Origin of the sequence: Mesorhizobium sp. M0496 (genome assembly GCF_040321205.1) — a bacterium.
Classification (GTDB): domain Bacteria; phylum Pseudomonadota; class Alphaproteobacteria; order Rhizobiales; family Rhizobiaceae; genus Mesorhizobium.
The window spans coordinates 128567-142206 of record NZ_JAMYRC010000001.1 but is presented as its reverse complement, the minus strand read 5'-3'; the positions used below and the strand labels follow the sequence as shown (position 1 = coordinate 142206).

The following is a 13640-nucleotide window of genomic DNA, read 5'->3' as shown; positions in this document are numbered from 1 at the left end:
CTTAGGCGTGCCCGGCGGCGAGACTGAGATGCGCCAGATCGATGCCGATCGCGGCGAGGATCCGATCGTATTTGCGCTCGATGTCGGTGTCGAACAGAAGCTCGGCATTGGCCGGGCAGGTCAGCCAGCCATTCTCGGCGATCTCGGTCTCCAGCTGGCCGGCGCCCCAGCCGGAATAGCCGAGCGCCATCAGCGCGTGACGAGGCCCGCGCCCCGACGATATGGCGCGCAATATGTCGACGGTCGCGGTCAGGCAGATGTCGTCCGAAACGGTCAGCGACGATTCCACCCGGTAGTCGCCCGAATGCAGGACGAAGCCCCGGCTGCGGTCAACGGGCCCGCCGTTGCGCACGACGAAGTCGCGGGCTTGCGCCGGCAAGCGGATCGCCTCCTGTTCGTTCATGATGCCCAGTTGCACCAGCAGGTCCGGAAACAGCATCTGCTGCGTCTGGTTGATGATCAGGCCCATGGCGCCTTCATCCGAGTGCGCGCAGACATAGATGACCGAGCGCGTGAAACGGTCGTCCTTCATGCCGGGCATGGCAATCAGGAACTGATCGTCGAGAAAGCCGCGGCTGGCGACCGTCTTCTTGTGGCGCAACAAGTCCATGAAGGGGAGCGTAACGCGTTTCCAAAGCGTCGAAAAGATGCGCCGTGCGGGATTCTACCAAAGCCTGTGGCGTCGGATCGAGCATTTCTCCCCTCGAAGTCACGCAAATATGATACCGGCAAGGCCATGAGATCATTGCGCGGCCACGAACGGACGATCAAATCACCGCCATGCAAAGCTTGAAAATCCTGCTGCTCGGCGCTGCCATCGGATCGGCAACCGCTCTTCCCGCCGCCGCCTCTTCATCCGCATGGTACAACAGCGAAGGCGGCAAGGTCCGGCTGGTGACATCAGGCAAAGCCGATGACGCCGGCCGCATCCAGGGCGTTCTCGACATAGCGCTCAAGCCCGGCTGGAAGACCTACTGGCGCGATCCGGGCGACGCGGGAGTGCCGCCGCAGCTCGACATCTCAGGCAGCACCAACATCGCCGACGCCGCTCTGTCGTTTCCTGCCCCCCAGCGCCATGATGACGGCTATGGCAAATGGGCTGGCTACAATTATCCGGTTTCCCTGCCGGTGACATTCACGCTGGCGACGCCGAACCAGCCGGCGGTGATCGATGCCGACATCTTTCTCGGCATCTGCGAAACGATCTGCATTCCGGTGCAGACGCGGCTGACCGTCGACCCTGCTTCCGATCCGGACAATGCCGAGGACGCGGCGCTGGTGAAGGCAAGTTTCACGGCACTGCCGGCGCCCGCGAGGTCCGATTTCGGCATCAATGTGCTGCCCGGCGACCACGAGACGCTGATTGTCGAGGCGAGCTTCCCCGGCGACCCGGAAGCAGCGGATTTCTTCGTTGCCGGCGAGCGGGACTATATGTTCGGCACTCCAGCGCGCAGCGAAAAGGACGGCAAGCTGATCTTCACCGTGCCGATCCTCGATCGCCCTTCGACGACGCCGACGGATGGCGGGCTTCACTATACGCTGACGAGTTCGTCGGGTGCGGTCGAAGGGGTTCTGCCTTTCCCTTGATCCAGCCTGCCCGAACGGTTGCAGGAAGCCGTTGAGTTCGCTACGCAATGACACATTCTTCCCAACTTTCCCCAAGCGAGGAATTCATGACCATTTCCGTTGGCGACAAGCTGCCTGATGTGACCTTCAAGACGATGACTGCCGATGGCGCCAAGCCGATCACCGGGGCCGAGATCTTCTCGGGCAAGAAGGTCGTGCTGTTTGGAGTTCCCGGCGCCTTTACGCCGACCTGCAGCAACAACCATTTGCCGGGCTATCTCGAAAACCATGACGCCATCCTGGCGCGCGGTGTCGACACCATCGCCGTCGTTTCGGTCAACGATGTGCACGTCATGGGCGCCTGGGCGCGCTTCACCGGCGGTGAGGGCAAGATCCTGTTCCTCGCCGACGGCAGTGGCGATTTCGCCAAGGCGGTGGGCCTCGACAATGACCTTTCCGCAGGCGGCATGGGGCTGCGCTCGAAGCGGTTTTCGATGATCGTCGACGACGGCAAGGTCACAGCACTCAATGTCGAGACCAAGCCCGGTGTCGACGAGTCCGGCGCGGCTCATATTCTGGGGCAGCTCTGAACTTCAGCGCAGCGTCGGGCGTGGGATCGCAACCACGATCGCGCCTGTAGTCCAGGGCTTGCCTTTGGGGGACTTAGCGATGTTTGACATCTTCTGGCGCGCTATCGTGATCGGCATCGGCGCCACCGTGGCGATGGACCTGTGGGCCATGTTCCTGCACAAGGCGTTCGGCCAACCACGACCGAACTGGGGGCCGGTCGGTCGCTGGGTCTGGCATCTGCGCGACAAGATCTTTCACGACGATATCGGCGGTGCAGCGCCCTACGCGCATGAAAAAGCGCTGGGCTGGGCCTTTCATTATTTTGTTGGCATCGTCTACGGCGTCATCCTGGTGGTGCTGGCCGGAGCAGGCTGGCTTGCCGCGCCGACGTTCCTGCCGGCCTTCATCCTCGGCATCGTCACCGTCGGCGCCGGCTGGTTCCTGCTGGCGCCCGGCATGGGCGCCGGCTGGGCAGCATCGAAGCGACCCAATCCGATGCTGATCCGGGCGCTCAATTTGGTGTCGCACACGGTGTTCGCGCTCGGGCTTTGGGGCACAGCACTGCTGATACGATAGACAGCTAGAACAAACGGTTCAGATCCCTCCGCCCGTCCACCACACAGACGATTTCAACCCACTCAACAGGGGGGCCATCGTCTGCGTCCGGAATCGTTTCGTAGAGCAGTACAAACGGCGCCTCCACCAGCATTCGTGCGGAAGACCTAATGTCCGGTCGCCTATCACCCATGCGCGGCTGGTCTGCCATCTGCATGGCCCGCGCTTCTATCTGATCATAATATCGATCGGCGGCCCGTATGTTTTCGCTGCCTATCATCACGTAGATGTCGATGAGGTCCGCTTTGGCCGCAGGTGACCAGACTAGCCTAGCGGCCATTCGGTGAAGCTTCCGTCAGCTTTCGCCGAGCTTCCCTTCGCAACGCATCGAAATCCGCAGGCTCCGGTCTCCCGCTTGCCTTGCCTTCATCCCACAACTGCCTCAGCCGGCGGATATCGTCATGCCGCAGTTCGCGCTTGGCCAACCAATCCCGCACCGCTTCACGCACAATCTCGCTTGCAGTGGCATACTCGCCCGCTTCCACAGCTTCTCGCATGATGGCGGCCTGTTGCGGGGTCACAGCAAGCTCATTTTTTCCACGTTTGCCACGCTGCTTCCTCATTACATTGCTCTATAGTAGGAAATATTACTCCCATCCATATCCTTGAGCAACTGCATAGCCACCAGAAAAGTCCGTCCTAGCCCTATGCGTACGCCTACAGATCAAGGCAGCCTGTCGATCGGCCGCCATCCATGGATAACATCGCGAACGCCGATATCGTAAGCAAAACAGTTGCCGCCACCGGCTGGCTGATCCGCTTCGCGGCTGATCTCGCGACCACTGAGGGATAGCAACAGCAGCGTTCCCACGCCTCCATGACCCACGAAAACAATGTCGTCGGCGTCGTTGGTGCGGAGCACGGTGTCGACCTCGCTCACGATACGATGCTGCGCATCGATGGCTCTTTCCCATCCGCGAATGCTTTTGTGTGGATTGGCAAAGAACTGGTCCGCGACCGCTTCGAACTCCGGCGGCGGCAGAAAGCCCGTTGCCGAGCGATCGTTCTCGTGCATCCGTTCCCTCACCTCGATGGCAAGACGCAGATGCGCTGCGAGGATCTCGGCGGTTTCCATCGCCTTGCGTTCAGCCGACGACACGATACGCCGGATCGACCCGACCCAGGGCTGATCGAGCATTGCAAACGCTCTCGCCCGTCCTATGTCGGATAGCCCCCATTCCGGCACCGGAACATTGGCATCGACCTGAACCTGAGGATGCGTGACGTAGTAGAGGATCGGCACGACAGAGGTCCTCGGGCGAGAGCCGCCCCGCTCTCGGGATCAATAGCTCTGGGTTGAGCGCCGCACCTTTGCGACTGCCGGCTGTTTTGTCTGCACAGCTGGCTTTGAGGCCACAGCAGGCTTGAATGGACCCTTCTTGAACGGCGCCATGCCTTCGCGCGCGAGTTCATCGGCACGCTCGTTCTCGGTATGGCCCGCATGGCCCCTGACCCAGTTCCAGGTGACTTTGTGGCGCCGGTTGGCTTCATCGAGCGCCTGCCAGAGCTCGCCGTTCTTCACAGGCTTCTTGTCGGCGGTCTTCCAGCCGTTCTTCTTCCAGCCGTGGATCCACTTGGAGATGCCATCCATGACATATTTGCTGTCGGTGTGAAGTTCGACCGCGCAAGGTTCCTTCAGCGCGTTCAGCGCCGAGATGGCGGCGAGAAGTTCCATGCGGTTGTTGGTCGTCTCGGCCTCACCGCCGGAAAGCTCCTTGGTGGTGCCATTGAAGCGCAGGATCGCGCCCCAGCCGCCGGGACCGGGATTGCCCGAACAGGCGCCGTCGGTGAAGATCTCAACCTGCTTGCTCATGATACCCCATATTAGGCCAATCCATATTCCGAAGGAGATTTGATCGCCCGATGGAACCGCATCCTGCGGATATACTCGGTCGGGTCGCGTTTCATCACCAGCCCGCCATCGGGCACGGTTAGCCAATCGTACAGCCGGGTCAGCATGAAGCGCAGCGCCGAACCGCGCGCCAGCATCGGCAGCGCCGCCTTCTCCTGGTCGCTTAGGGGACGCACGCTCTGATAGCCGGCAAGCAACGCCCTACCCTTGGTGAGGTTGAAGGAAAAATCCTTCTCGAAGCACCAGGCATTGAGGCAGGTGGCGACATCGTAGGCGTAGAGGTCGTCGCAAGCGAAATAGAAATCGATCAGACCGGAAAGCTTTTCACCGAGGAAGAAGACGTTGTCCGGGAAAAGATCGGCATGGATGATGCCTTGCGGCAGGTCTTTCGGCCAGTTGCGCTCGAAATCGGCGAAGTCGGCATCGACCTCGGCCGCAAGGCCTGGCTCGACTTCATCGGCGCGGTCGCGGGATGCGTTCCAGAGCTTGCGCCAGCCGTCGATGGCCAGCGCATTCGGACGCGTCATCGAAAAATCGGCGCCGGCCAGATGCAACTGCGCCAGCGCCTTGCCGACCTCGCCGCAATGCGTCGCTGTCGGCCGCCGCAGCGAAAGCCCTTCGAGGAAGGTGATGATGACAGCCGGCCGGCCGGCGAGCGTGCCGATGACGCTGCCGTCATCCGCGGTCACCGGCAGCGGGCAGGACACGCCCTTTTTTGCGAGATGGCCCATCAGCCCGAGGAAAAACGGCAGATCCGCCTTGTCGACCCGCTTTTCGTAGAGCGTCAGGATGTAGGAGCCGCTGGAGGTGTGCAGCAGGAAGTTCGAGTTCTCGGTGCCTTCGGCGATGCCCTTGTAAGACAGGAGTTCGCCGACCGGATAGTGCTTCAGGAACGCGCTGAGTTCGCCTTCCGCAACGTCGGTGTAGACCGCCATGTGCCTTACGCGGCTCCATTGACGAAGGCCATGTCGGCCCGCGTCAGTTCGACATCGCGCAGTACCCGCATGACCGGAAAATCCTCCGTTTCCGTGGCCGTGATGGCCAGGTCGATCGTCACGTCGAAACGTTGCCGGAACGCGTCGATGATCTCGTCGACGATGATTTCGGGCGCCGATGCGCCGGCCGACAGGCCAAGCGTCGAGATGTTGGCGATGTCATTCCACGGAATCTCGGCGGCGCGCTGCACGAGAAGCGACATCGAGGCGCCGGCACGTTCCGCCACTTCGACGAGGCGCCGCGAGTTGGAGGAATTGGGTGCGCCGACGATCAAATAGAGATCGGCGCCGGCCGCGGTCTCCTTGACCGCCTCCTGGCGATTGGTGGTGGCGTAGCAGATCGATTCCGCCGCCGGCGCCTGCAGGGCTGGAAAGCGATCCTGCAAGGCGCGGATGATGCCGGCGGTGTCCTCGACCGACAGCGTGGTCTGGGTAACGAAGCCGAGCGCCTGCGGGTCGGCAGGCGCGAGCTTGGCGGCATCGGCTTCGGTCTCGATCAGCGTCACCGCGCCGTCCGGCAGTTGGCCCATGGTGCCGATCACCTCGGGATGTCCGGCATGGCCAATCAAGAGCACATGCCTGCCAAGCCGCTGATGGCGCATTGCCTGTTTGTGAACCTTCGACACTAGCGGGCAGGTGGCATCGAGATAGAAGAGGTTGCGTGCCTGGGCATCCGCCGGCACCGACTTCGGTACGCCATGCGCCGAGAACACGACTGGCGACTGCCGGTGTTCGGCCGGGATCTCGGAGAGTTCCTCGATGAAGACGGCGCCAAGGCTTTGCAGCCCCTCGACGACGTAACGGTTGTGCACGATCTCGTGGCGGACATAGACCGGCGCGCCATATTTCTTCAGCGCCAGTACGACGATCTGGATGGCACGGTCGACACCGGCGCAAAAGCCGCGCGGCTGGCAGAGCCGGATCGTCAAAGGTGGTTTGGTCGTTGTCTGAAGCATGAATCCGGGCCGGTTGATCAAAGCCGAAATGAGGTGCCTACCCCTGCCCTGTCAAGGGCATCGGTAGAGAGGCGGGCGTCGGTCGCGTTCATTCCTCTTTCGCGGGACGGCGAAGTCGCAGGATAAGCACGGCGGCGAGCGCAGCAGCAAGCCCATACCAGGTCATCGCATATTGCAGATGGCTGTTCGGCAGGTCGATGATGGTGACGCCGCCCACCGGCAAGCCGCCTGGATTTGGCGTCTTGTCGGCGTCGATGAAGATCGGCACCAGCGCAGCGCCCGCCGGCAACCCGGCGCTCGCCGCCATCACGTCGCGGTCCTTCCAGTAGAAGATGTTCTTCGCCACATCATTGTCGGGAAGCATCATAGACGGCTTTGCCGGCAGCGGATTGCGGGCGAGCCCGGTGACCGTCACCTTGCCTGTCACCTGTCCCTTGGCGCGCTTGGCGGCGTCCTTCAGATCGTAAGGCACGAAGCCGCGATTGATCAGGACGAAGCGGCCATCGTCCAGGGCAAGCGGCGTGTAGACATTGAAACCCGCGTCGCCTTCCCAGGTCGCGTAGAAATGCCGTTCACCTTGGTGCAGGAACGTGCCTGTGGCGGTGACCGGCGTGTAGTCGACGTCCCCGGTGGCGGCGAATTCTTTCTCAACCTCGGCCAGCGGCCGTGGCGCTGAGTGGGTGCGCTGGTCGATGGTCTCAAGAAGACCTTCCTTCCAGTATAGGCGCTGGACCTGCCAGGTGCCGAGCGCCAGCAGGATCAGGAACAGTGCCGTGCCAAGGCCGAACAGCAAGGCCGTCCGTGGCCGCGAATGGCCACCGGCTTTGAAGGATGCCTCGCTCATTCGCCGCGATCCAGCCGCCCCTCGGCCGCCTTGTTGCGGTATTGCAGGGTGAGCAGGACGCCCTTGATCAGCCGGAGCGCCGTCAGGCACAACACGACAGCCAGCGGGATCCAGACCAGCAGATGCAGCCAGAGCGGCGGGCTCAGCGTGACTTCAACCCAGAGCGCCAGGCCGACAATGATGAAACCTATGATCAGGATGACGAAGACCGCCGGCCCATCGCCGGCATCGGCGTAGGAATAGTCGAGGCCGCAATTGACGCAGCGCTTGCCGACGGTGAGGAACCCGGCAAACAGCCGCCCCTCGCCGCAGCGTGGACAGCGGCCATGCAGGCCGGCCGAAATCGGGTCGATCGGAGGCCAGATCGCCTTGTCGTCGCTCATGGAAGCGTCGTCGCTCATTGCTTACCGCTCGATCTCAATCGGTGTCCCATCGGCCACCATTGCCCAGATTTCGTCCATGTCGGAGTCCGTAACCGCAATGCAGTCGTCGGTCCAGTCGACCAATTGAAGCAGCTCGGCAACGTCATGATCATGAATGCGCAAATGGCACAGGGAATCGTCGGCCGCATCGGCTACGGATCGGCGATCATTGCGCCGAAAAGAAGAAGGCGGCCACGTCGCCGCGGCCGCCCCTCCCCAAATCGAAATCCTAAAAGCTAGATCAGTGAGCTTCGACCACCGCGCCGACCGATCCCCAGACGTAGATCGATGCGAACAGGAACAGCCAGACCACGTCGACGAAGTGCCAGTACCAGGCGGCCGCCTCGAAGCCGAAATGCTGCTTGGGGGTGAAATCACCCTTCATCGCCCGGATCAGGCAGACGAGCAGGAAGATGGTGCCGATGATGACATGGAAACCGTGGAAGCCGGTCGCCATGAAGAAGGTGGCGCCGTAGATGGAATCCTTGAAGCCGAACGGAGCGTGCATGTACTCGTAGGCCTGCACCATGGTGAACAGCATGCCGAGGCCGACGGTCAGCACCAGGCCGTTGATCAATCCCTTGCGATCGCCATGGATGAGCGAATGGTGCGCCCAAGTGACCGTGGTGCCCGACAGAAGCAGGATGACGGTGTTGTAGAGCGGCAAATGGAAGGGATCGAGAACCTCCATGCCCTTCGGCGGCCAGACGCCACCGGTAAATGTATTTCGTGCGTAGTTCTGCACCTCGCCGGCGAAAAGGCTGGCGTCGAAATAGGCCCAGAACCAGGCAACGAAGAACATCACCTCCGAGGCGATGAACATGATCATGCCGTAGCGCAGATGAAGCGACACGACCCGCGTGTGATGGCCCTCATGCGCTTCCTTGATCGTGTCCGACCACCAGGCGAACATGGTGTAGAGCACGATCACCAGACCGATGAAGAACAGCCACGGATTGGCGATGTTGAAGCCGAAGATCGGAAAGGAACCGCCCTTCAGGTACTCCATCAGGCAGACACCGCCAAAGGCCATGACGAGCGCCCCTACCGAGCCCAGGAAAGGCCATGGGCTCGGATCGACGAGATGATAGTCATGCTGTGGTTTTGCGTGCGCGTCTGCCATATCAACCCCCGAGATTTTCTTCGGTATTGGAAATTGTCTTGCTGTTGCCCTGGGCCGGCTCCGAGGAGGCGACCGGCTTGGTCTTCTCGACCGGGAACATCGTATAGGACAGAGTGATCGTCTTGACGTCCTTCAGTTCGGGCACGTTGACGATATCAGGGTCCACATAGAACAGGACCGGCATGTCCAGCGTCTCGCCGGGCTTCAGCGTCGTGTCGGTGAAGCAGAAGCACTCGACCTTGTTGAAGTAGGGTCCCGCCAGTTCCGGCTGCACATTGAAGGTGGCGCGGCCGGTCACGGGGCGATCGAACTTGTTGGTGGCCTTGTAGTGCGCCTGCACCGTCTCGCCGATCTTCATGGTCACCGAGCGCTGGACCGGCTGGAAGTCCCACGGCACGCCGGCGATGTTGGCATCGAAGCGGACGGTGATCTCACGGTCGAGCACGCGGCCGGCATACTGCTTCTCGGCACGTTGCGTCGTGCCGCCATAGCCCGTCGCCTGGCAGAACATCTTGTAGAGCGGCACCGCGGCATAGGCCATGCCGATCATGCCGGTGAAGAAGGCAAGGCAGACGGCTGCGACGACGAGGTTGCCGCTCTTCCCGGCCGGTCTTTTGGGCGTGTCGACGCTCATCACATCGTGCCTGACAGATTGTGGCCGAACTTCACGATCGTCGCGATGTAGAAAATGACGACCAGTACAGCCAGCGCTACACCGATGGCGACCGAACGGTTGCGTCTGGCTTTCCTCTGCCGCTCGGTCAGCGTGACCAGTTCGAGCTTTTCTTCGATCATGGTCATGCTCCGCCCATGGCAAGCGCGCGTTCGACAACGCTGTCGGCCAGATAGGCAGCGAAGATGGCGAAGAGATAAAGCAGCGAATAGGCGAACAAGGCCTTGGCCGGTTTCATGACGCGGTCGTCGTCGGCCATGGCAAGCACTTTCCATGCGTACCAGACAAACCCCAGCCCAAGCAGCGCGGCGGCGACGCCGTAGACCGGCGTGGTATAGCCAAGCAGCCACGGCAGCACACCGACGGGGGCCAGCACCAGCGCGTAAGCGAATATCTGGCGGCGGGTCGAGGCGTGTCCGGCGACGTTCGGCATCATCGGGATACCGGCCTTGGCGTAATCCTCGGACTTGAACAGTGCCAGCGCCCAGAAATGCGGCGGCGTCCACAGAAAGATGATCAGGAACAGGACGATGCTTTCAAGGCTGACCGTGCCGGTCACCGCGGCCCAGCCGATCACGGGCGGAATGGCGCCGGCAGCACCGCCGATAACGATGTTCTGCGGCGTCCAGCGCTTCAGCCACATCGTATAGACGACGGCATAGAAGAAGATGGTGAAGGCCAGCAGCGTCGCCGCCAGCCAGTTGACCAGAACGCCGAGCGTCATCACCGACAGCACCGAAAGCACCAGACCGAAGCTCAGCGCCTCGTGCGGTTGGATGCGACCGGACGGGACCGGACGGCTGGCGGTCCTTGTCATCACCGCGTCGATGTCGGCGTCGTACCACATATTGAGCGCGCCCGAGGCGCCAGCGCCAATGGCAATAGCCAGGATGGCGATCACCGCCAGCAGCGGATTGATGGTCACGGGTGCCGCGACCATGCCGACAAAGGCTGTGAACACCACCAGCGACATGACGCGCGGCTTCAGCAGGGCGAAGAAATCGCCCGCTGTTGCTTCCGACATGCGAAAGCCCGCTTCGTCAGTCAATGGGTCGTCGACAAGGGCCATGCGTACTTAAGTCCATTATTCCGTTGGCCAAAACCGCCGGCGAACCGGCGGTTTCGTATTCGAGCGGGAAGCCGCCTTACTTGATCTTCGGCAGCTGTTCCCACTGGTGGAAAGGCGGCGGCGAAGGCAGCTGCCATTCGAGAGTCGTTGCACCCTCCCCCCACGGGTTGGCACCGGCGATCCGCTTCTTCTGGAAAGCTTCGAACACGCAATAGAGGAAGATCAGGACGCCGACGGCTGAGATATAGGAGCCGATGGACGACACATAATTCCAGCCGGCAAACGCGTCCGGATAGTCGATGGTACGGCGCGGCATGCCGGCGAGGCCGAGGAAATGCTGCGGGAAGAAGATCAGGTTGACGCCGACGAAAGTGACCCAGAAGTGGGTGTTGGCGATGACCGGCGAGTACATGTAGCCGGTCATCTTCGGAAACCAGTAGTACCAGCCGGCGAAGATGGCGAACACCGCGCCCAGCGACAGCACGTAGTGGAAGTGGGCAATGACGAAATAGGTGTCATGCAGCGAGCGGTCGAGACCGGCATTGGCCAGCTGGACGCCGGTGACGCCACCGATGGTGAACAGGAAAATGAAGCCCAGCGCCCACAGCATCGGCGTCTTGAACGAGATCGACCCGCCCCACATCGTCGCGATCCAGGAGAAGATCTTCACGCCCGTCGGCACCGCGATGACCATGGTGGCGAAGACGAAATAACGCTGCGTGTCGAGCGACAGGCCGGTCGTGTACATGTGGTGCGCCCAGACGATGAAGCCGACGGCCCCGATCGCCACCATGGCGTAGGCCATGCCGAGATAACCGAACACCGGCTTCTTCGAAAAGGTCGAGATGACGTGGCTGATGATGCCGAAGCCCGGCAGGATCAGAATGTAGACTTCCGGGTGACCGAAGAACCAGAACAGGTGCTGGAACAGAATCGGATCGCCGCCGCCATCGGGAGCAAAGAAGGTCGTGCCGAAATTACGGTCGGTGAGCAGCATGGTGATGCCGCCGGCCAGAACCGGCAACGACAGCAGCAGCAGGAAGGCGGTGATCAGCACCGACCAGGCAAACAGCGGCATCTTGTGCAGCGTCATGCCGGGCGCGCGCATGTTGAAGATGGTGGTGATGAAGTTGATGGCGCCAAGGATCGACGACGCACCGGCAATGTGGATCGACAGGATCGCCAGATCCATCGCCGGTCCGGGCTGGCCCGAGGTCGACAGCGGCGGATAAAGCGTCCAGCCCCCGCCGACGCCGAAGGCGCCCGGCGCGCTCGGCATGAACATCGAGGTGAGCAACAGGATGAAGGCCGGCGGCAGCAGCCAGAAGGAGATGTTGTTCATGCGCGGGAACGCCATGTCGGGTGCGCCGATCATGATCGGAACCATCCAGTTGGCAAAACCGCCGATCAGCGCCGGCATGACCATGAAGAAGATCATGATCAGCGCATGCGCGGTGGCGAAGGCGTTGTACATGCTCTTGCCGCCGTCGATCGCGGCGTCACCGTTCATGCCGTAGACCATCTGCGCCAGGCCGCTGAAGATCTGGATGCCCGGCTCCTGCAACTCCATGCGGATGGCAACCGACAGGGCGCCGCCGATGATGCCCGCCATGATCGCGAAGATCAGGTAGAGCGTACCGATGTCCTTGTGGTTGGTCGAATAAACCCAGCGCACCCAGCCGTGATAAGGCTTGTGGTCGTGCCCGTCGTGAGCTGCAGCGTCTGCCATGTTCCGCTCCGTTCCCTGATCTTTTCTGGCCGCGGCATCAGTTGCCGGCGGCCGCTACCTTGTTTCGGCCGTCGACCTCGGCCATCAGCGTCTTGTTGGCGCCGGGCAGATCGGTCTTGGCCGCCGCCAGCCAGGTCTTGAACTGCGCATCGGAGACGACGCGGATGGCGATCGGCATGAAGGCATGGTCCTTGCCGCAGAGCTGCGAGCACTGGCCGTAGTAGAGGCCTTCCTTCTCCGCCTTGAACCAGGTCTCGTTGGTGCGGCCCGGAACGGCGTCGATCTTGATGCCGAACGACGGCATGGCGAAGGAGTGGATCACGTCGGTCGCGGTAACAAGCACGCGGGTCATGGTGTTGACCGGCACCACCAGTTCATTGTCGACGGCAAGCAGGCGCGGATATTCCTTGCGGTCCTCCTTGCCGGCGGCGGCTCGGTCAGTTTCCTGGAGGATCGCGGAGTTGAAGGAGAGCGTGTTCTCGGTCTGGTATTCGTAGTCCCAGTTCCACTGGTTGCCGGTCGCCTTGACGGTCAGCTTTGCTTCTTCCGGCGGAGTGTACTGCGCGGTCAGCAGCTGGAACGAGGGAATGGCGAGGCAAAGCAGGATGACGACCGGGCCGACAGTCCAGATCACCTCGATCAGCGTGTTGTGGCTGGTCTTGGACGGTACCGGGTTCGCGCTCGCGCGGAATCTCACGATGCAATAGGCGAGGAGAAGAAGCACCAGGATGGTGATCGGGACGATGAACCACATCGTGTAGTTTCCGAACCACTCGATCTGCCGCATCATATCGGTCGCCGGCGCCTGGAAGGTTGTCTCCCAGTTCTTTGGCTGGTCGGCATGGGCGGATGTGCCGGCGAAAAACGTGACAGCGGCACAAGCACTTAGAAGCTTGGCACTTGCTGGAAACTTGGCGTTTGCCAGGAAATTTCTCATCGCCCTCATCGTCTCCCAGTTCCTCGCGGCGGTATCCACGAGAATAACGAATAATGCCGGGACGGGAATCCCGACAGTCTCAAACTGGTTCAAACCATACTCTTTTTCCCTCCGCAAGAAAGGAGCGGGCGAAACCGTGCGGCATTTTTGCGCGCAAGCCCGGATGTGCCTTTGAAGGCAGCGACGGTGGCCCCGAATCGCCTATGTTGGGCCAACGGTCGCATTCTTGCGGGCCGCTCGTGCCGGACGTCGCAATTCGGGCGAAATTGACAGGGAAAAGCGCCGCATT

Annotated in this window: 18 protein-coding genes and 1 pseudogene; 3 read left to right on the top strand and 16 right to left on the bottom strand. The window is 61.7% G+C overall.

Annotated elements, in window-relative coordinates; genetic code table 11:
• Position 1 precedes the first annotated feature (1 nt).
• A complete protein-coding gene (locus NKI73_RS00760) occupies positions 2-610 on the bottom strand; it encodes a YqgE/AlgH family protein (protein ID WP_292185166.1) in 609 nt (202 codons plus the stop codon).
• A 170-nt stretch (positions 611-780) separates the two neighbouring features.
• Here NKI73_RS00760 and NKI73_RS00755 point away from each other — a divergent pair, with 170 nt between their 5' ends.
• The 3 genes from NKI73_RS00755 (at position 781) to NKI73_RS00745 (ending at position 2712) form a co-directional block, all read left to right on the top strand.
• Positions 781-1587: a protein-disulfide reductase DsbD domain-containing protein gene (locus tag NKI73_RS00755; RefSeq protein ID WP_352626594.1), complete on the top strand. Its 807-nt coding sequence runs from the start codon at positions 781-783 to the stop codon at positions 1585-1587.
• An 86-nt stretch (positions 1588-1673) separates the two neighbouring features.
• Entirely contained in the window at positions 1674-2156 is a 483-nt protein-coding gene (locus NKI73_RS00750; RefSeq protein ID WP_352626592.1) for a peroxiredoxin, read from the top strand.
• A 79-nt stretch (positions 2157-2235) separates the two neighbouring features.
• Positions 2236-2712, top strand: a complete 477-nt coding sequence (locus tag NKI73_RS00745; RefSeq protein WP_352626591.1) for a DUF2938 domain-containing protein — start codon at positions 2236-2238, stop codon at positions 2710-2712.
• Positions 2713-2716: 4 nt separating this feature from the next.
• Here NKI73_RS00745 and NKI73_RS00740 read toward each other — a convergent pair whose 3' ends face one another.
• From NKI73_RS00740 to coxB, 15 genes and pseudogenes are all read right to left on the bottom strand, one after another.
• Complete coding sequence (locus NKI73_RS00740) at positions 2717-3031, bottom strand: type II toxin-antitoxin system RelE/ParE family toxin (RefSeq protein WP_352626590.1); 315 nt, start codon at positions 3029-3031, stop codon at positions 2717-2719.
• Complete coding sequence (locus NKI73_RS00735) at positions 3021-3314, bottom strand: ribbon-helix-helix domain-containing protein (protein ID WP_352626588.1); 294 nt, start codon at positions 3312-3314, stop codon at positions 3021-3023. Before NKI73_RS00735 ends, NKI73_RS00740 begins: the two co-directional genes overlap by 11 nt.
• Positions 3315-3415: 101 nt before the next feature.
• A complete protein-coding gene (locus tag NKI73_RS00730) occupies positions 3416-3994 on the bottom strand; it encodes a histidine phosphatase family protein (RefSeq protein ID WP_352626587.1) in 579 nt (192 codons plus the stop codon).
• Between the two features lie 39 nt (positions 3995-4033).
• Positions 4034-4564: a ribonuclease HI gene (gene rnhA / locus NKI73_RS00725; RefSeq protein ID WP_352626585.1), complete on the bottom strand. Its 531-nt coding sequence runs from the start codon at positions 4562-4564 to the stop codon at positions 4034-4036.
• An 11-nt stretch (positions 4565-4575) separates the two neighbouring features.
• Entirely contained in the window at positions 4576-5538 is a 963-nt protein-coding gene (locus tag NKI73_RS00720; protein ID WP_352626584.1) for a homoserine kinase, read from the bottom strand.
• A 5-nt stretch (positions 5539-5543) separates the two neighbouring features.
• A complete protein-coding gene (gene ispH, locus NKI73_RS00715; RefSeq protein ID WP_023759136.1) occupies positions 5544-6554 on the bottom strand; it encodes a 4-hydroxy-3-methylbut-2-enyl diphosphate reductase in 1011 nt (336 codons plus the stop codon).
• 88 nt (positions 6555-6642) lie between these two features.
• Positions 6643-7398: an SURF1 family protein gene (locus NKI73_RS00710; protein WP_352626582.1), complete on the bottom strand. Its 756-nt coding sequence runs from the start codon at positions 7396-7398 to the stop codon at positions 6643-6645.
• Entirely contained in the window at positions 7395-7781 is a 387-nt protein-coding gene (locus NKI73_RS00705) for a DUF983 domain-containing protein (protein ID WP_352627295.1), read from the bottom strand. Before NKI73_RS00705 ends, NKI73_RS00710 begins: the two co-directional genes overlap by 4 nt.
• Positions 7782-7802: 21 nt before the next feature.
• Positions 7803-7913 (bottom strand): annotated as a pseudogene (locus tag NKI73_RS33600) (L,D-transpeptidase family protein); the annotation flags it as partial.
• A 148-nt stretch (positions 7914-8061) separates the two neighbouring features.
• Entirely contained in the window at positions 8062-8943 is an 882-nt protein-coding gene (locus tag NKI73_RS00700; protein WP_352626580.1) for a cytochrome c oxidase subunit 3, read from the bottom strand.
• A 1-nt stretch (position 8944) separates the two neighbouring features.
• Entirely contained in the window at positions 8945-9577 is a 633-nt protein-coding gene (locus tag NKI73_RS00695) for a cytochrome c oxidase assembly protein (protein ID WP_352626579.1), read from the bottom strand.
• Positions 9577-9744, bottom strand: a complete 168-nt coding sequence (locus tag NKI73_RS00690; protein ID WP_023759130.1) for a cytochrome c oxidase system small membrane protein — start codon at positions 9742-9744, stop codon at positions 9577-9579. The genes NKI73_RS00695 and NKI73_RS00690 overlap by 1 nt, the downstream gene beginning before the upstream one ends.
• Positions 9741-10685 carry a heme o synthase gene (locus NKI73_RS00685; RefSeq protein ID WP_352626577.1) on the bottom strand — a complete coding sequence of 315 codons (945 nt, stop codon included), beginning with the start codon at positions 10683-10685 and terminating at the stop codon, positions 9741-9743. The genes NKI73_RS00690 and NKI73_RS00685 overlap by 4 nt, the downstream gene beginning before the upstream one ends.
• A 76-nt stretch (positions 10686-10761) precedes the next feature.
• Positions 10762-12414 (bottom strand): cytochrome c oxidase subunit I, encoded by a 1653-nt coding sequence (gene ctaD, locus NKI73_RS00680; RefSeq protein ID WP_352626576.1) that lies wholly within the window; start codon positions 12412-12414, stop codon positions 10762-10764.
• A gap of 37 nt (positions 12415-12451) precedes the next feature.
• Entirely contained in the window at positions 12452-13351 is a 900-nt protein-coding gene (gene coxB / locus NKI73_RS00675) for a cytochrome c oxidase subunit II (protein WP_502905636.1), read from the bottom strand.
• Positions 13352-13640 lie beyond the last annotated feature (289 nt).